General features: G+C 51.9%; 17 protein-coding genes and 1 pseudogene. 6 read left to right on the top strand and 12 right to left on the bottom strand.

Going from position 1 to position 18,469, the window contains the following annotated elements; genetic code table 11:
* Positions 1–3: 3 nt before the first annotated feature.
* Positions 4–999 carry an IS30 family transposase gene (locus QJT81_02585; GenBank protein WGZ94893.1) on the top strand — a complete coding sequence of 332 codons (996 nt, stop codon included), beginning with the start codon at positions 4–6 and terminating at the stop codon, positions 997–999.
* A 321-nt stretch (positions 1,000–1,320) separates the two neighbouring features.
* Positions 1,321–1,944, top strand: coding sequence for a LysE/ArgO family amino acid transporter (locus tag QJT81_02580; GenBank protein WGZ94892.1), 624 nt, complete (start codon positions 1,321–1,323; stop codon positions 1,942–1,944).
* Here the strand turns inward: QJT81_02580 and QJT81_02575 are convergent.
* Genes QJT81_02575 through QJT81_02560 form a run of 4 tightly spaced genes read right to left on the bottom strand, consistent with a single transcriptional unit; the run spans position 1,923 to position 4,872 of the window.
* Positions 1,923–2,615 (bottom strand): ABC transporter permease, encoded by a 693-nt coding sequence (locus QJT81_02575; GenBank protein ID WGZ94891.1) that lies wholly within the window; start codon positions 2,613–2,615, stop codon positions 1,923–1,925. The genes QJT81_02580 and QJT81_02575 overlap by 22 nt on opposite strands.
* Entirely contained in the window at positions 2,612–3,298 is a 687-nt protein-coding gene (locus QJT81_02570) for an ABC transporter permease (protein WGZ94890.1), read from the bottom strand. The genes QJT81_02575 and QJT81_02570 overlap by 4 nt, the downstream gene beginning before the upstream one ends.
* Positions 3,299–3,301: 3 nt before the next feature.
* On the bottom strand, positions 3,302–4,081 hold the full coding sequence (locus tag QJT81_02565; GenBank protein WGZ94889.1) for a lysine/arginine/ornithine ABC transporter substrate-binding protein: 780 nt from the start codon (positions 4,079–4,081) through the stop codon (positions 3,302–3,304).
* 17 nt (positions 4,082–4,098) lie between these two features.
* On the bottom strand, positions 4,099–4,872 hold the full coding sequence (locus QJT81_02560) for an ATP-binding cassette domain-containing protein (protein WGZ94888.1): 774 nt from the start codon (positions 4,870–4,872) through the stop codon (positions 4,099–4,101).
* A gap of 300 nt (positions 4,873–5,172) precedes the next feature.
* Between QJT81_02560 and QJT81_02555 the strand changes: the two genes are divergently transcribed.
* The 3 genes and pseudogenes from QJT81_02555 (at position 5,173) to QJT81_02545 (ending at position 6,818) form a co-directional block, all read left to right on the top strand.
* Positions 5,173–5,889, top strand: a complete 717-nt coding sequence (locus QJT81_02555) for a TorF family putative porin (GenBank protein WGZ94887.1) — start codon at positions 5,173–5,175, stop codon at positions 5,887–5,889.
* Between the two features lie 247 nt (positions 5,890–6,136).
* A pseudogene (locus QJT81_02550) lies at positions 6,137–6,277 on the top strand (transporter substrate-binding protein).
* Positions 6,270–6,818 carry an ATP-binding cassette domain-containing protein gene (locus QJT81_02545; protein ID WGZ94886.1) on the top strand — a complete coding sequence of 183 codons (549 nt, stop codon included), beginning with the start codon at positions 6,270–6,272 and terminating at the stop codon, positions 6,816–6,818. Before QJT81_02550 ends, QJT81_02545 begins: the two are co-directional and overlap by 8 nt.
* Before the next feature lie 31 nt (positions 6,819–6,849).
* Here the strand turns inward: QJT81_02545 and QJT81_02540 are convergent, their stop codons facing one another.
* The 7 genes from QJT81_02540 to QJT81_02510 form a co-directional block, all read right to left on the bottom strand.
* Complete coding sequence (locus QJT81_02540) at positions 6,850–9,579, bottom strand: DEAD/DEAH box helicase family protein (GenBank protein WGZ94885.1); 2,730 nt, start codon at positions 9,577–9,579, stop codon at positions 6,850–6,852.
* A complete protein-coding gene (locus QJT81_02535) occupies positions 9,576–11,393 on the bottom strand; it encodes a site-specific DNA-methyltransferase (GenBank protein ID WGZ94884.1) in 1,818 nt (605 codons plus the stop codon). The genes QJT81_02540 and QJT81_02535 overlap by 4 nt, the downstream gene beginning before the upstream one ends.
* A gap of 19 nt (positions 11,394–11,412) precedes the next feature.
* Positions 11,413–11,577, bottom strand: coding sequence for a hypothetical protein (locus QJT81_02530; protein WGZ94883.1), 165 nt, complete (start codon positions 11,575–11,577; stop codon positions 11,413–11,415).
* 205 nt (positions 11,578–11,782) lie between these two features.
* Positions 11,783–12,916, bottom strand: a complete 1,134-nt coding sequence (locus QJT81_02525) for a Fic family protein (protein WGZ94882.1) — start codon at positions 12,914–12,916, stop codon at positions 11,783–11,785.
* Positions 12,913–15,369 carry an SNF2-related protein gene (locus QJT81_02520; GenBank protein ID WGZ94881.1) on the bottom strand — a complete coding sequence of 819 codons (2,457 nt, stop codon included), beginning with the start codon at positions 15,367–15,369 and terminating at the stop codon, positions 12,913–12,915. The genes QJT81_02525 and QJT81_02520 overlap by 4 nt, the downstream gene beginning before the upstream one ends.
* A gap of 59 nt (positions 15,370–15,428) precedes the next feature.
* Complete coding sequence (locus QJT81_02515) at positions 15,429–16,100, bottom strand: ATP-binding protein (GenBank protein WGZ94880.1); 672 nt, start codon at positions 16,098–16,100, stop codon at positions 15,429–15,431.
* Positions 16,101–16,108: 8 nt separating this feature from the next.
* A complete protein-coding gene (locus QJT81_02510) occupies positions 16,109–16,291 on the bottom strand; it encodes a hypothetical protein (GenBank protein WGZ94879.1) in 183 nt (60 codons plus the stop codon).
* A 180-nt stretch (positions 16,292–16,471) separates the two neighbouring features.
* Here QJT81_02510 and QJT81_02505 point away from each other — a divergent pair, with 180 nt between their 5' ends.
* Positions 16,472–18,049 (top strand): ATP-binding protein, encoded by a 1,578-nt coding sequence (locus tag QJT81_02505; protein WGZ94878.1) that lies wholly within the window; start codon positions 16,472–16,474, stop codon positions 18,047–18,049.
* Here QJT81_02505 and QJT81_02500 read toward each other — a convergent pair.
* Complete coding sequence (locus QJT81_02500) at positions 18,002–18,334, bottom strand: hypothetical protein (GenBank protein WGZ94877.1); 333 nt, start codon at positions 18,332–18,334, stop codon at positions 18,002–18,004. The genes QJT81_02505 and QJT81_02500 overlap by 48 nt on opposite strands.
* Positions 18,335–18,469 lie beyond the last annotated feature (135 nt).

Below are 18,469 nucleotides of genomic sequence, written 5' to 3'. Positions count from 1 at the left end.
TTCATGGCTTACACACACCTTACCTCTGAGGAGAGGCATTATATCGAAACCCGGCACAAGATGAAGGAATCGACGGCAACAATCGCGTTAACCTTGGGGCGCAGTCAATCGACGATCAGTCGTGAACTGACCCGCAACCGAGGGCAACGCGGCTATCGGCACAAGCAAGCGCACGCCAAAGCGCAACAACGCCATGCGGACAAGCCCAAAGCGGTCAAGTTGACCCCGGAACTGGCGGTCAGCATTGATACGCTGCTGGAACAGCAATGGAGTCCTGAGCAGATCAGCGGTCGACTGAAAGCGGAAGGCAAAACGACTATTTGCCATGAAGCCATCTACCAGCATGTACTCAGGGACAAGCGTGCGGGCGGCAAGCTGTACCTGAACCTGCGCCGCCATACGAAGAAATACCGCCAGCGTTACGGCAGTAAAACGGGCAGCGTCAAAGGCATCCCCAACCGAGTGGACATTGACGAACGCCCAGCGGTAGCCAACCAGCGTGAACGGCTCGGTGACTGGGAAGCCGACACCATGATCGGCAAGGGACACCAAGGCGCACTGGTGACACTGGATGAACGCAAATCCAAGCTACGCCTAGCTTTTCCAGTGGCAAACAAGACCGCAGAAGCCGTAACCAGCAGCATTATCACCTTGCTGGACAGCTTCAAGGATTGGGTGCACACGCTCACCTTCGACAACGGCAAAGAGTTTGCCAAACATGAGCAAGTTGCCCAAGCCCTTGGGTGCGAAACGTATTTCGCCAAGCCCTACCATTCGTGGGAGCGTGGGCAAAATGAGAACGCCAATGGGCTGTTACGCCAATACTTCCCCAAGGCAATGGGGCTATTGGACGTGACCACCCGACAGGTACTGGAGGCTGTACATAAACTCAACAACAGACCAAGGAAGTGTCTGGGATTCAAGACACCTTACGAGGTGTTCCGAGAACTATCCGGCATAGAGGCCGAAAAGTTGGTGGGTTATGCACTTATTACTTGAATTCACTAAACACAAATCCAAGTTCTTATTGGAGAAACCCACCCACTTTCTACAATAAGAAAATCCATAATGTAGTTTGAGCTACCTTTTCGGAAATAGCTCCGGTATTCACCCCGCCTGACTTGGGAGCTGCCTATTTCATCTGTCCGCTTCTTTGTCCGGTTTGTTAGTGCCACTAAGCTTTACATATCAGTTGGTTATAACCTTGGCTTTTCTATCTTGACCGTTTATATGTCCGGTTTGCCTTGCTATGGTGTGTTCCGCTGAAGAACCAGTCACTGTATTCTCTCACCCTATCCATTTCTGCCAACCAGAGGCGCTATGCTCGAAACCATCCTCAAAGGCGCGATGATCGCCAGCGGTCTAATCGTCGCCATCGGCGCACAAAATGCTTTCGTCTTAAAACAAGGCTTAGCCCGCCACCACATTTTCTGGGTCGCGCTAATCTGTTTCTTATGCGATGCGGTATTAATGTCGGCAGGCGTATTGGGTTTAGGCACGTTAATCAAGGACAGCACCATAGCAACGTGCAGCCTCGCGCTGTTGGGATCAGCCTTCCTATTTTGGTACGGCTTCAACGCCTTTCGCAGTGCGTATCAAGCCACCAGCCATCTGGAAGCCGCCGCCAGCCATGCCAACCCCGCCAGCCTCGCAGCCGTCATCGCTACCACATTCGCGCTAACCTTGCTGAACCCGCACGTATACCTCGATACCGTCGTCATCCTCGGCAGTGTTGCTGGCACATTGCCTTCACACGACAAGTATTGGTTTCTGCTCGGCGCAGTCAGTGTGTCGGGTATCTGGTTTTTCGGGCTAGGTTACGGCGCAAGATTACTCTCGCCCCTTTTCCAAAAGCCCAGAACATGGCAAATCCTCGACATCCTGATTGGCATCATTATGTGGACGATTGCGTGGGGCTTGCTTCAAGCCGATCTGTGCTGGTAGGCATTCAAACGCTTTTCCAGCAAGCGAAACGCATACACCAGCCCATACGTCATAATCAAGTACAACACCGCCGCCGTCAGGTACATTTCATACACCGCAAAGGTTTTGGAACGGATTAAATCCGCCGCGCCCGTCAAATCAATCACCGTAATCGCGCTCACCAACGACGTGGCTTGCAGCAAAAACACCACCTCATTGCCATACGCAGGCAACGCAATCCGAAACGCTTTCGGCAAGGTCACGCGCCGAAACAGCAACCAACCCGACATCCCAAACGCCTTACCCGCTTCAATCTCGCCACGCGGCACGGCTTGAATCGCACCTCGGAAAATTTCCGCCGTATACGCTGCCGTATTCAAGGTTAAGGTCAGCACCGCGCAAAACCACGCATTGCGAAAATACGTCCACAACCCCATATCACTCAGCACGTCACGGAATTGCCCACTGCCGTAATAGATCAGGAACAATTGCACCAGCAACGGCGTACCCCGAAAATAAAACACAAACCCCGCCGTCGGATACTTCAGCAAGGGGTTGGGTGACAACCGCGCCAATGCCAGCGGCACAGCTAACAGCAAACCAATCGCAAGGCTGAGCAAGGTCAGTTGTACCGTGACCCCAGTACCCGCCAGTAATTTTGGCAAGCTCTCCCAAATCAGTTCCCAGTTCATACCCGCACCCCGCGTTTTGCCCAGGTTTCGGCACGTTTCAACACCAACATCGACACCAAGGTAATCGCGAGGAACAGCAGGGAGGCAAGGAAGTAAAAGGTAAACGGCTGATGCGTGGCGGTGGCAGCGAGTTTGGCGTTACGCATCAATTCATTCAGTTGAATCAAGGAAATCAGCGCGGTGGCTTTGATCAATACCATCCACACATTGCCCAATCCCGGCAACGCCATGCGCATCGCCAACGGTAATTGCACCCGCCGGAACGCCAGCGTTTTGCTCATGCCAATTGCCCGCGCCGCCTCCATCTGCCCGCGCGGGACGGATAAAAACGCCCCGCGCAGCACTTCGGTACAGAATGCGCCGTAGATAAAGCCAATGGTCATAAAGCCTGCCACAAACGGGTTGAGGTCGAGTCGTAACTCATACCCCAACGCCGCTGCGCCATCCTGAATCAGCTTCGGCACACCGTAATACACCAGCAACAGCAGAATCAGCTCCGGCACGCCACGTACCACGGTGGTGTAGGTATCCGCTGCCCAATTCGCCAAGCGTGAGTGTGAAAACTTGCCCCACGCGCCCAGCAGCCCGAACAGGATTGCCACAAACATGGCGCACAAGCCCACCAATACGGTCATTTGCAGACCTTTGAGCAGCAACCAGCCGTAACCTTGTAAATCCAGCAAGGCTTATTCCCCGTACAAATCGAAGTCGAAGTATTTCTTGTTGATTTCCGCGTAAGTGCCATCTGCACGGATTTTAGCAATCGCCTTATTCAGCTTTTCTGCCAAAGCGGTATCGCCTTTGCGGATACCAATGCCGACACCTTCCCCGACGAATTCCACATCACTGAAATCGCCGCCGACGAATTCGACTTTACCCGCGTTTTTTTCATCCTTGACCACGGGCGCAAGCACCACCGAATCGGCACACACCAAATCCACGCGCCCTGAGAGCAAATCCAGATTGGCTTCGTCCTGGGTTTTGTACGCGGTGACTTCCACAATGTCTTTGAATTTGCCGCGCACGAAATTGTCGGCTACCACACCGCTTTGTACGCCGACCATTTTGCCTTTGAGTTTGGCTTCATCGGTCGGGTCAACGTCCGTGCCGACAGCGCGGATGCATTTAATCGGAGTGGTGTAATACTTGCCAGTGAAGTCGATTTTTTCCTTACGCTCGGCGGTAATCGACATGGAGGCGATGATGGCATCAAACTTTTTCGCATCCAACGCCGGAATCAAACCGTCCCAGTCCGATGTGACCCATTCGCACTCGGTTGCCATTGCTTTGCATAGCGCGTTGCCGATGTCGATGTCAAAACCTGCCAGCTTACCGTCTTTATCCACGGTGTTGAACGGGGCATACGCGCCTTCCGTACCGAGGCGCAGTTTGTCTTCGGCTTGGGCAGTCCCGGCAACAGCCAATGCCAGTACAGCGCTCGACAGTAAGGTAGTGAGTAATTTCATGGTTGTCTCCTGTTGGGTTATTTAAGCTGGGTGGCAAGGAATTGCTGGCAACGTTCCGAACGCGGGTTGTTGAAGACTTGTTCAGGGCTGCCTTGTTCTTCAATCTGCCCTTGGTGCAAAAAGATGACTTGGGAGGATACTTCCCGCGCAAAACCCATTTCGTGGGTGACAACCAGCATGGTCATGCCTTCATCAGCCAGTTGGCGCATGACGCGCAACACTTCGCCAACCAATTCGGGGTCAAGCGCGGAAGTCGGTTCATCGAACAGCATCACGGCGGGTTTCATCGCCAAGGCTCGCGCAATCGCCACGCGCTGTTGCTGCCCACCGGAAAGGTGATCGGGATAGCTGTCCGCTTTATTGGCAATGCCGACTTTGTGCAGCAATTCGAGAGCGTATTCTTTGGCTTCAGCTTTGGGAATGCCCAGCACATGCACGGGGGCTTCAATAATGTTGTCCAAAATGGTGCGGTGTGACCACAGGTTAAAACCTTGGAATACCATGCCCAAGCGGGTGCGGATGTGATCAACTTGTTTCTGGCTTTTGGGAATAGTTTTGCCGTGCCGGTCGCGGGTCATTTCAATGCGCTCGCCGGTGACATAGACCTCGCCTTCATCGGGTGTTTCGAGCAGATTGATGCAGCGTAGCAGGGTGCTTTTGCCTGAACCGCTTGATCCTAATAAAGAAATCACGTCGCCTTTGTGGGCGGTGAGTGAAATGCCATTGAGGACGGCTAAATCACCGAAGCGTTTTTTGATGTTACGGACGACAAGGGCATGTTCCGGGGGCATGAAGCAAGTTTCTCGCTGTATTGGTCGTGAATGCACAAAGCAATAATCCAATCTGATCAATAAAGCAAGCGATTGACTGCCATTCACCTAGAAATTGCTTGAATTGCGGGTGCTAGAAAAGGCATAAAGATCGATTGCCTTGAAATGGTGCGAGATACGCTTGGTGTGCACACATCTGATGCTGAATATTCGTGGCTGCTAATGCTGGCATGGATATTGCTTTGGATTTAGCAGCCAAAGCCCTGTTGCGATCAAGGCGACGTGGTTGGTTCCTATTTATAATTACGTTTGAGGTGTTGTATGCATACTAAAAAAACGCTTGCTAGTGGTCTTCTGGTGATGTTGTCTGCGGCTGTGTTGGCTGCACCCGTTGCACATGCGGGTTCTGGTGCAGAAGTCTCCGCTTCTGTCGGTGTTGCCAATATGTATTTGTGGCGTGGTATTGATCTGGGTGACGGCGATGCGGCTGTGTCTGGTGATCTGAAAATCGGTCATGATTCCGGTGCGTATGCAGGTGTCTGGGGTTCTTCCGGTGATGCGAGCTGGGGTACAGAGTACGATTTGTATGCCGGTTGGGGCGGTAAAGTCGGTAATTTGGATGTCGATGCCAGCTTGTGGACATACGCCTACCCTGATGGTGATAAAGTGGATGCAGACGGTAAGTCAACGAAAAAAGATCCAGGTGAATTGGTGGATGCGGTGATTTCTGTTGGTTCAGGCCCTGTCAACGTGACGTTGTATGAAGCGCTGGAAGGCGATGATGCCAACGAATACCGTTATGTCACGGCTAAGTACACCAAAGATAAATACTCTGCCATGTACGGTCAGCATATGTATGACAAAGGCATTAGTCCCGGTCATATCCAGCTTGGCTATCAGTACAATGATAATTTGAGCTTTGCAGTTAGCCAATTTGTGACTGATGCCGATACGGGAGAAGTCTTTCCAGCTACAGGTAAGCCAGTAGATGACAATCCGCAATTCTTGGTGAGCTATAGCATCCCATTGACTAAATAAATGCCATTCGGTGGTTTGAAAAGGGGATGCTATGTGCATCCCTTTTTTTTTGCCTATATGTTTAGGGTGTTAACTGATGGTGCAATCGTTGCGTTTTTGCACCAATCTGATGCAAAAACGCAACAAGGCGTGATGCTGGCACGCTTTGTGCTTATTGAGGGATAGGTTCCTCACCTGTTATTCATCATTCAGGAGTAACCCAATGTTTCTTAAAAACGTTTTCAAACAAACTGTGTTGGTTGTGAGTATGGCTGCGACGCTGGGGACATCCGGCTTGGCAATGGCTGCTGATGACACCATCAAGGTCGGCGTGTTGCATTCCCTCTCCGGCACAATGGCGATCAGCGAAACCACGCTGAAAGACACCATGCTGATGCTGATTGATCAAAGCACGGGATGGTGTGATTCAGTATCAGGGGCAAAACCTGCTGGGGGTGGATGCGGAAAAACGTGCCAACCTCGGCATTGGTTACGTGCCACAAGGGCGGCAGATTTTTCCGCTGCTCACCGTGGAAGAGAACTTGCTGATTGGCTTGCCTGCACGGCGTGACAAGGTGCGCAGTATTCCGCCGTTTATTTTCGAGCTGTTTCCGGTGTTGAAGGAAATGTTGGGGCGGCGCGGCGGCGATTTGTCCGGTGGGCAGCAACAGCAATTGGCGATTGGGCGGGCGTTGGTGCTTGACCCGAAATTGCTGATTCTTGACGAACCGACCGAGGGGATTCAGCCGAATATCGTGGCGGAAATCGGTGACATTATCCGCAAGCTCAATAAAGACATTGGGCTGACGGTGTTGCTGGTGGAACAGAAATTGCCGTTTGCGCGGAAAGTGGGGGATCGGTTCTGTATTCTGGATCGCGGGCGGCGCGTGGCGGAGGGGGAAATGCACACGTTGGATGATGGGTTGATTCAGCGGTATTTGACGGTGTAACGCCGCCAAATACCTGACTTTTGCATGACCGTTACTGAAACCGTCGGAAGTCGGTTAGCTGGCGGTCTTCACGTACTTCATCGTGCGGAATCAGCAAATAACGCCACGGTTTCGTGCCTTGCTCTCGCGCATAATCTGAGGCATGGCTACACCAGCGTCTTGCTGCATCCGCTTTGGCTTGCACGTCAGGTGCTTCCATATCGGTTTTGGCCTTGGTTTCCACCATGAAAATCGTATCATCGGTTTCCGCGACAAAATCCGGCACGTATTCCGGCTGTTCTGTTCCCAATTTGTAGTAAATCTGGAATTGCCCTTTGGCGGGCTTGAACCACTTTTGCGCATCACGCTCCAGTAGCACCGCAAAACGGCGTTCTGTGTCGGAATCAAACTTCTGTAAAGGGTACAAACATTTCTCAAAGCCACCGAACAGCATTTGCTTGATCTTGCCCGTTTCCATCACGGTTTCACGGTAAGAGCGCGGCGGCTGGTTGGCAGTGGCGGTGAAGTTGCAGGATTTTAGTGGGGTAAAACCACGGCTGACTTGCACTTCATAACCGCTGGCTTTTTCCCAGAAATGTTTGAGCATTTGCGCGTGGATTTCGCGGGCAATCAGTTTGCGGTCTTTGTTCAGCACATTATGCGCCTCGTCTTCGGACAGGTAAGAGCGCAGGTGTTGCACCATTTGCCCGGCGAGATCGTAGAGAATTTCTTTCTGGCTGAAGTAATCAATGTCGTCGTGATCCAGCAGGGCAAATACCACGTAGTCTTCCAGCCGTTCTTCCTGTTTGCTAGCGGCGGCTTTGAGGTGGAATTGTTCGTGGGTGCGTAGCATCTGCCCGACCAGTTCGCGGTCGCCCGGTTGCAGGTGCAAGCCGCTCACATCCAGTTTGAAGGGGTGGAAGCCGGGTTCGACTTCGCCGGTTGGGTTGACCAGGATGCGCGGGATGTCGATGGTTTGTTGCACCATGACGGTGGTGGTTTTGGCAACAATCGCGGCGAGGTCGGCGGCATGGTCAGCAGTGAAAAGTGCGCCTTGCTGGGGTGTCAGGCGTTCGCGGACTTCGGCGGCAATGGCTTGTTGCACATCGGCTTTGAGCAGGGCATTGCTGGTGGGGACGAATTCGCGGTTGGCGGCGTAGTTGGCAGCGACTTCGGCGACTATCCACATTGTTTCTTGTTCGGCAGAAGAAACCCCCTCTAACTCCCCCTTATCAGGGGGAGAACTGGAGGTGCCGCCTGCTTGTTCCTCCCCTGACAAGGGGAGGTTAGGAGGGGTTTCTTCTCTTCGGCTTGCTTTCCCCAACATCGTTTCATAATTGGGCTTGACTTCAACACTGATCTTTTTGTCGTCTGCCGTGGGAGCATCCAGAATGATGCGCTGGAGACGGATCGGTGAGTCGCCCTTGTTGGCTTCGTCGATGATTTCCTGAAAGCGGTCGTGGGCAACGATATTGAGGCGGTCGACGGCGGCGTTGCCGGTGCGTTTGCCGTAGGGCAGGCGTAAGCCGCGCCCGATGGATTGTTCGATCAGGGTGCGGGCGTTGGCAGCACGTAGCGGCACGATGGTGTAGAGGTTGGTCACGTCCCAGCCTTCTTTGAGCATATTGACGTGGATGACGATTTCGGTGGGTTCGTTGACGCTTTCCACTGCCAGCAGGCGGGTGATCATTTCCTCTTCTTCCGCGCCGGATTTGCTGCTGTCCACTTGAATCGCTTTGCCTTGGTAACGCCCCTCGAACAGGGTTTGTACCGTGGTGAGTAATTGCGCGGCATGGGTGGTGTCGCGGGCGATGACCAGCATGAACGGTTTGACGATGGCAACGCCGTTTTCGCGGGCGTAAGTGATTAGCTCTACTTTGGTGATTTCGTGCAGGCGGATACCGTCTTCCAGCTTGATGCGCTCAATGTCTTCGGGGTTGTGGTCGGCGGCATTGAATCCGCGCTGGGTGACAACGGCGGGTTCTTTCACAAAGCCGTCTGCCATTGCCCGCGCTAATGGGTAATCCATCACCACGTTTTTGAACGGTACGGGGCCACGGCTGGTTTCCACAAACGGGGTGGCGGTGAGTTCCAGACCAAACAACGGTTTGAGTTCGTTGATGGAACGCACCCCGGCACTGGCACGGTAGCGGTGTGATTCATCCATCAGCAGTACGAGGTCGGGGAGCGTTGCCAGATAGTTGAAATAGCTGTCGCCCAGCACTTCCTTGATGCGCTTGATACGGGGTTCTTTGCCGCCGCGCACTTCCGAGTTGATCTTGGCAATGTTGAAAATATTGATGGTGACGGGCGAGAGCAAACTGCTTTGCACTTGCGCGGCGCGGTAGTCGTAGTTTTCGCCCGTGATGATTTCCGGCGGCTGGAACACGAAATGGTGGATGCCCTTGAACACGTATTTGGGCGTATTCGGGGTGAAATCGGCAATCAGCTTGTTGTAAATCGTGAGGTTTGGCGCAAGCACGAAGAAGTTGTTGATGCCATAAGCCTGATGCAAATAGGTGATGAACGCGCCCATTAAGCGGGTTTTGCCCACGCCTGTTGCCAGCGCGAAACACAGCGAGGGGAATTCGCGCTCGAAATCGTCCAGCGTGGGGAATTGCGCTTGCAGGCTTGCCAGAATGCCGTTGAGGTCACGTTCGCCGGATTGGTTCATGGCGGGGGCGGTTTCCAGCGCGGTTGCCAGCTTGTGCAGCGATTCGGCTTGCGGTGGGCGCAAGGACAGGCTGGTTTTGATGTCGTGCAGGGTTTGTTGGCGTGTCATGGTGTTTCCCCTTCCCCAAATAAGCTGGCTTGTGTGCCGCTGGTATTGTCTTGTTGTGGGTCGGATTTTAATCCGACTTGTCGGGCTGAAGCCCGACCTACAGGCGTGGGTTCATCCACGGGCTGTGCCATCGGCAGGTTGGCGACGTTGAGGCTGTAGTCGTCTTTGCCCCATTCGCACAGGTGCAAAATGCTATTGGGGATTTTTTTCAGGGTGAGGTTAGGCCAACGGCGGCTGGCATCGAAGCCGCTGATGCCGCGCCATGCGGCGGCGATGATTAGCAGGGAACGGTGTTCGCCGACTTCTTCCGCGAGTGCTTGCAATTGCTCGAATGACAGGTTTTGGGTGGTGGCGTAGAGGAAACTGCGTTCGGTGGCGTAGCCTTGTTGCCAGAAGACGGTTTCGGAGGGGGCGTAGGTGTAGCCGTGTTGTTTGCACAGGGCTTCGCTCATCATCGCGGCGTTGTAGTCGGGGTTGATGGTGAAGTTGCCCCAGCGGTCACGCTCCAGCAGGGAGGGGGCGAGTTTGTAATAGCGGAATCCGCCGCCACCCGCCCAGTCTACTGCTTTGCTGATGCCGCCTTGGTCGGCTCCGTCGATGACTTTTTGCAGGCGCGGGATGATGTGGGTGTGGCAGTGGTCGCCCAGTTCCACCATGATCCACTTGCGCCCCATTTTGTGCGCTACCGCGCCCGTCGTGCCGCTCCCCGCAAACGAATCCAGCACCCAATCCCCCGCATTCGTCGCTAAATCGAAGCACCGTTTAATGAGTGCTTCCGGTTTTTTACCTTTAGGAAAATCAATCCCACCCTCATTATGGAGATTGTTAGATAAAACATCATCCCAAAGGCTAGTTAACGGCTCACCAACCACATATTTTCCATCTATAAATTTCAACTTATCAGAATAAAACAGAATCCGTTGCCCACCAACAAAGTACATATCAGAATAATTCTCACGCTCCAGTTTCATGACTGTATGTGGACTGATTTTTGATTCATCAATCATTTTACGAGCCATACCACTGACGGCATTATAATCTGGTCTAGCAAGCTGAATAACCCTTGAGGCATTTTGCAATACGAAATTAGTCATTTTTTCTTCATATTCACTCCCAAGTACCTTTTTTAGACTTTTTTCCGGCAGATTGAGACTTGCAGCAAAAGCACCTGATAAAGTCATAAATCGCCATTTATCAAATGGTTCATTGTAATTCCCGATATATTGACCATATCTTTTATCCCGTTCTAATCGGGCAGTAAAAACACGATTAGGCTTCCATAAAGCCTTGTTTTTTGCATAAATCAAAATAAAATTCGTTGTACTAACCACTCCTGGATTAATTGATTTATGCCCTGTAGCAGAGCCTTGCTTAAAGGTAACGACTGATACCCTGTTTGCACGACCAAAAATTTCATCAAGCAACACAATCAAATAAGCAAGCTCATTATCATCAATATGAACAAATAACGTTCCATCTTCTGCAAGCAGTTTACGGATAATTTCCGAACGGTCACGAAGCAAACCAAGCCAAAGTGAATGTTCCAACCCATCATCATAATGTTCAAATGCTTGCTGGGTATTAAAAGGCGGGTCAATATACACGCATTTGATCTTGCCGGTGAACTCGGCTTCCAAAGCGCGTAAGGCCAGCAGGTTATCCCCGAAAATCAGGCGGTTGTCGAACTGGTCGTGGTCGGTCACGCGGGTGGCGGCGTGGTAGGACTTGGCGGGGTCTTCCAGCAGGATGCGCGGTTCGAGTTTGGGGCGGTGGGATTTGCCGATCCAGGTGAGTTCGAGTTTGGGTTGGGTCATGGGAGTCTCAAGTTTGGAATCATTCGTGATCGCTATTTGTGCCACCACCTAATAAACCACCTGCATCCCGTTGGTCAAGCTCCATTTTCGGTGTAGATTGCTTGACCCGCTTTTCAACGTCTTTAATGTGTTCCGCTGGCGGGATGTGTTCTGGTAGTGTGCCACCGAATCCTAGTCCAACCATTTTGCCAACGGCGGCAAAATGGTTGCTTGATTCGTTTCCTCATTCTCTCGAATGTGATAGCAATCAATTGATAATACAATAGAAATATTGTTTTTCTGTTTTCTGGTGTGATAGAAATCCATCGGTTTGCCAGCGTCGGCAAAGTGATACCCAGAGGTTGTAGTTTAACTAACGATGAAGCTAAGTTAAAGGAAGTGTGTTTTCTTTAACTAACGAACAGATTAAGGTAACGATCAAAGGCGTACAAGCGTCCACGTTGCTGTCCTGTCACCTCGCGCACGATACCCAGTTTTTCCAGTTCACGGATCAAGGTATTAGCGGTCGGTGTACTGACCATTAGCTCCTTTTCCACCTCCGCAGCGGACACAATCGGATGCTTGTAGAGCAGGTTAAGTAGTTGTTTCGCATTGGGAGCGCGTTTGCCCAGATGCAGTAAGGATTGTTCCACTTCCATCCTCAAGACCAAAATCTTGTGGAAGGTTTCCCGCCCTTTAATCGCTGTTTCCGTAATACCTTGCAGGAAAAAGCGCACCCAATGGATCAGGTCGTTCGCTACCCGCACCCGCATCAACGCATCGTAGTAACTGGCACGATTGCGCTCGAAAAAGTCGGATAGGTACAACGAAGGCTTTGCCAGCAGCCCATGACTGACCAGATACAGCGGAATCAGCAAACGCCCAATGCGCCCGTTACCATCCAAGAATGGGTGGATGGTTTCAAACTGGTAATGGCTGATCGCCAGCCGCACCAGATGCGGCACGGTGATCATTTCGTTATGCCAGAACTTTTCCAAATCCCCCATCAGCTCAGGCACATTGTCAGGGTGTGGTGGGATGAAAACCGCATCCCGCAAGCTTGAACCACCGATCCAATTCTGACTAATGCGAAATTCGCCCGGTTGTTTGTGTTCACCCCGCACGCCACTCAAGAGGATTTCGTGGGTTTGTTTGAGCAAACGGTTAGAAAGTGGCAGTGTTTTGAGTTCACCAATCGCTGTATTCACGGCATTGATGTAATTACGCACTTCGCGCCAATCGTCACGCTTTTCCGGCAAAATTTGATCTTCCGGCATTAAGGCTTCATCAATGCCCGTTTGTGTGCCTTCGATACGACTGGAAGTCTGCGCCTCTTTGACGACGTGCATTTCAATGAACAGGTCAATATCCGGCACAATCAGGGAAAAGGCGTTTAACTCACCTAAGGCACGGTTGGCGGATTCCAGCAGGGTATTGATGGTGGCATCTTCCCATATCCACTCATGATTGACAGGAACTGGCTCAAAACTTTTGTATTGGTAGCGGGGTTGCAAAATACCGGCCTGAAAGGTCTCAAACTTCATACCAACTCCCACTCAATCGTAAACAACACCTGTTCTTCCACCCGCTGCTGCAAGCGGTCTTCCAGTTCTGTGATCAATTCATTGCGCTGCTCGTCGATGTCATCCTGCCGCCGGAACAGTTCGCGGCGTGACTTGCTGCGTTTGGTTTCCAGTTCGCGCTGGCGTTTCTGCCAGTGGAGCTTTTCATCCAGTGTGGGCGCAATCGCAGCGGTACGGCGCACTTCCTTGATTTCGCGGTCGATGTCCTTGATTTCCTGTTCCAGCCCCAGCTTGAGATCATCTGCCCAGCCATCCAGCTTTTGCACTTCCTGATCGAAATAGCTCAGGTTGCGGTCGTTGATTTCACGCAACAAGGCATTTTTACGTTGTTCAAGATCGTATTGCAGCAATGGGCTGTCAGGCAAATCTATCGGTGTCGCCGTGACCATTGCCGGAATGCGTAACAGTTTATCAGGGTCATCCAGTGCCAACACATGACCATTGCGGTCAACCGCCGCCACCAGCAAATGCTGTTCTTCCTGTGCCAACGCGGAAACCGTCTGTAACTGACGGGTTTGCGTCATCGCTTCCGTGATTTCACCTGCCAATTCTTGTTGGAGTGCGGCAAAGCTGCTGCGAATTTCTTCCGGTTTGCGGCACGTTTGGTAGATACGGGCAATGCGGCGTTCAAAGTCGATACCCGAACCGATTGCGCCCAATACTTCATCGCTTGCACCGAAAACACCTTCAAAAAGCTGGAATTTCTGCGCCAACAACTCATACACACGCTTATCGGCCTCATTGCTCAAATCGACAAAGTTGACCACCACGACATCGTGTTTTTGCCCATAACGGTGGCAACGCCCAATGCGCTGCTCAATGCGTTGCGGATTCCACGGCAAATCGTAATTGATCACCAGTGAACAGAACTGAAGGTTGATACCCTCCGCCCCCGCTTCGGTGGCAATCATCACACTGCCCTCTTCGCGGAAGTAATCAACCAGCGCGGCACGGGTATCTGCCGTTTTCGAGCCGCTGACCTTATCCGTACCGGCGTGATGTTGCGCCCATGCCTTATGGATTTGCTGAGCTTGGGTGTCACTGTTCGTACCATTGAACAACACCAAACCTGCACCGTAAGGCGTGTTCTTTAACAGATTTTGCAGATAGCTTTGCGTGCGTTTGGATTCGGTAAAGATGATGGCTTTTTTTGCCGCACCCAAGCGTTCCAGTTCCTTGAATGCCTTATCCAGTGCCAGCAACAGGGCTTGTCCCTTGCTATTATCCCGAATCTGGTCGGCTTTTTCCTTGAACAGGCGTAGTTCTCCCATTTCTTGTTGGATAGCTTCGCGGACGTTGAGTGGCTTGTCGTTTATCTGGTCTTCGTCATCCCATTCCTCGGCGGTTTCATCCAACGCCTCATAGTCGTCATCTAGCATTGCAAGATCGAGTTTGTTCGGGTCATCCAATGTGGCTTGCAAACGGTTTGCCATGGTTTCCAATGCCCCTGCAATCGCATGGGTAGACGAGGCCAACAGTTTCCACAACACCAGTGAAATCAATTGGCGTTGACCATCCGGCAAGGCTTGCAACTTGGGACGACGCAAATACTCGGCAACTAAATTGGAAAAATCCCGCTCATCTTGTGTCGGCGTGAACTCTTCCAGAATCGGAATGCGCTTGGTATAGGGGACGTATTGCTGGACTTGCCGCCGCAGGGTTCGCTTGCAAAACGGGCTGATACGGTGACGCAAGTTTTGCAGCGTCGTTTCGCGGTTGGCTTGTCCAAACTGAGTACGGAAACTCTCCAAATCACCAAATACCCGATCATCAATTAGGCTGACCAGCCCATACAGTTCCAGCAAGGAATTTTGCAACGGAGTGGCGGTCAGCAGGATTTTGGAATGCACATGCGCCAGTGTTTCCTTGAGGGTGCGGGCAATGACATTCCCGGTTTTGTAAACGTTGCGCAGGCGGTGCGCTTCGTCCATCACCACCAAATCCCAATCCACCGCTTTTACGTCTTTAGCCTTGCTTTTGGCAAATTGGTAAGAGCCGATAATGATGTGGTCAGTATTATCAAACGGATGCCGAGTACCCGCTTTTTGTAAGGTGTTGTAGTTTTTGCTTTCCAGCAGCAGACAAGGCAAGCCGAATTTATCCTGTAACTCTTGATGCCATTGTTTGCGTAGGTTGGCGGGGACGATGATCAATATACGGCGTTTACGTTCTGCCCAACGTTGCGCAATGACTAAGCCCGCTTCGATGGTTTTTCCCAAACCGACTTCATCCGCGAGAATCACGCCTTTGGATAAGGGGTTTTCGTAGGCAAACAGTGCCGCTTCGACCTGATGTGGGTTGAGGTCGATTTGGGCGTTTACCAAGGTCGGGGCAAGGGATTCTAGGGAATTGCTGGCAGCATGGCGCGTGAGTTGCCATGCGTAGTATTGGGATTGGTGAGGAGTCAGTCGCATGATAGCTCGGCTTTAGATGTCAGGCGTAGAGTATAGCTGAGGATTTGTCTATCTTCACTTCATGATGTTTCGGCAGTGGGCAACGCTTGTGCATAAATGGTTAGGCACAGTTCCAGATCACTGATCGACTCGTATTTCGGCAATTTACCAGACAGTTTCTCACTTTCCCGCAGCAGCATTTCCACACCGAAACCACGCCTATCCATCAGGTAGCTTTTACCCAAACCGACTTCATCCACGGGGTAATAACGCGAAAACAGGCTGGCGAGGATTTCGTTACGCGGTACAGACAAACGGCTCATCGACTCCAACGATAAGGTGTTAGGCAATGCGCCCGGTGAATGGATTTCCAGCCGATCGGCGAACATGAACAAGCGAATACGTTGCGCGTGCAGGGAATAATCCCGATGCGCCACGGCATTCACAATCGCCTCAAACACTGCACCTAAATGGTATTGCGGGTAATCCACGCGCCCCAACGGTTTACGGGCAGCGGTGATCATGTTACGGCGCACAAAGTGGAACGCATCCAGTATTTGCCTATCCAATGGCCCCCGGATTTCCTGTGCATCCAGTTGCTCATTCGGGTCATTGCGCAAGCCGCTATGCGCGACAGCCAGAATTTCAGCATTACGTAACCATTTGGTTGGGTCTAACGTGCAAAGCAATACCCCCGCAATGGTGGGCAGGGCTTCTCCTTCACGATTATCAATCAAATGCAGCCGTGCCAATTGGGTAATTACATCACCTTGGTCGGGCTTGAGAAAACACGGCGTAATAACAATGCGTCAAGGTCATCTAAACTGGCTTTGGGAACTATTTGCCCCTCAAATCGCACAATCCGCGCCTGACTGCGTTGCTGGAATAAACGCGCCAGCATATCCGGCGTAATACCAAATATGATTTCCGTTTTATCATCCACACCCAAGAGTATCAAATTCCCCATTGCCGCCAATTCATCCGAGGCAAAACGAATAGAAAGTGGGCGATCGGTTTTGTATTCTGGATCGCGGGCGGCGCGTGGCGGAGGGGGAAATGCACACGCTGGATGATGGCTTGATTCAGCGGTATTTGACGGTGTAAGCCGTGCTAAACTCCCAGCATGAGCAGCAACCTGACGACCACCATGCAGCGTAAACGTTTACCCATCGGCATCCAGACTTTCAGCGAAATCCGCTACGACAACCACTATTACGTAGACAAAACTCATCTGGCGGTAAAACTGGCGCAAGAGGGCAAGCACTACTTCCTCTCCCGCCCGCGTCGCTTCGGCAAAAGCCTGTTTCTCGATACCCTGAAAGAATTGTTTGAAGGCAATGAACCCTTGTTTCAGGGGCTGGCAGCGCACGCGCAATGGGACTGGTCGGTAAAATACCCGGTGCTGCGTTTCAGTTTTGGAGCAGGCAACTATGCCAGGGCAGATCAGTTGCCCAAAATCATGTCAGAGCAATTACGTGTGCTGGAAACACAGTACGCCCTCAACAATGTCAATGAGACTGCCTCTGGGCGTTTTAGTGCCTTGATCAGGCATCTGCACCAGCAAGCGGGAAAACCGGTGGTGATTCTGATCGACGAATACGACAAACCGATTCTGGATGCCTTGCAGCACCCGGAAGTCGCCCGCGTTAACCGTGACTTCCTGCGCGGGTTCTACGGCAACCTCAAGGATTATGACGCGCACATCAAATTCAGCTTCCTGACCGGAGTCAGCAAGTTTTCCAAGGTTAGCTTGTTTTCCGGTCTTAATAACTTGTATGACCTGACCCTGATCCCCGATTACGCCACCATTTGCGGTTACACCGACCGTGACCTTGACAGCGTGTTCGCCCCCGAATTGCCGGGGCTGGACAGGAATGCCATTCGCGAGTGGTACAACGGCTATCACTGGATGGGCGAAGGCGTTTACAACCCGTTTGATATTCTGCAACTGTTCAAAAACCGCCTCTTTAGAAGCTATTGGTTTGAAACCGGCACGCCGACCTTTTTGCTGGATTTGCTGTTCCAGCGCCAAGTGCCGAGCCTGAAACTGGGGGAAATGCTCAGCAGCAGCAGCATGTTATCCAGCTTTGACGTGGACGACATTACTACCGAGGCATTGTTGTTCCAGACTGGCTACCTGACCATCCTCAAGGAGGAGCATGTGGGTGGTCAGTATTTTTACACGCTGGGCTACCCCAACCGTGAGGTCTACCAAAGCCTGAACGAATCGCTGTTGTCGGTGCTGGTGAAAGATAAGTCCAAACAGGCGGTGCAAAGCCTGCAACTTTACCGCCTGCTGGAAGCGAATGATTTTGCTGGGTTGAAACAGCTTTTCCACGCTTTTTTCGCCAGCATTCCCTACCACTGGTATAGCAATAACGACATCCAGAACTACGAGGGTTATTACGCATCGGTGTTTTATTCCTACTTTGCAGCACTGGGGCTGGACGTGACGCTGGAAGACATCACCAATCTGGGGAGAATTGATATGACTCTGAAGTTTAACCAGCAGGTCTATATCTTTGAATTCAAAGTGGTGGAAATCGCGCCAGAAGGCAATGCGCTGCAACAGATCAAGGACAAGGCGTATGCCGATAAATACCGGGGTTTGCAGCAACCTATCCATTTGCTGGGGGTGGAATTCAGCAAGACCTCACGCAATATTGTCGGCTTTGAGGTGGAATTGTTCGTGAGTGCGTAGCATCTGCCCGACCAGTTCGCGGTCGCCCGGTTGCAGGTGCAAGCCGCTCACATCCAGTTTGAAGGGGTGGAAGCCGGGTTCGACTTCGCCGGTTGGGTTGACCAGGATGCGCGGGATGTCGATGGTTTGTTGCACCATGACATTGGTGGTTTTGGCAACAATCGCGGCGAGGTCGGCGGCGTTTTCCGTCGTAAACAGTGTGCCTTGTTGCGGGGTCAGGCGTTCGCGGACTTCGGTGGCGATGGCTTGTTGTGCATCAGCATTCAGCAGTGCCTGGCTGGTCACTGATAAGGAGAGGTTAGGAGGGGTTTGAAACAGTTACCATAAAATCTATCTAAATCTATTCAAACTTTATCATTTTGGTTAGGTTTATAAAAGCGTAGTGCCGTTTATCCGTAAAAGATAGCAGCAAAAGCACGG

The organism is Candidatus Thiothrix putei, assembly GCA_029972225.1.
Taxonomy (GTDB): Bacteria; Pseudomonadota; Gammaproteobacteria; order Thiotrichales; family Thiotrichaceae; genus Thiothrix; species Thiothrix putei.
The sequence above is the reverse complement of the archived record's forward strand: the minus strand, read 5'-3'. Positions and strand labels throughout refer to the sequence as shown.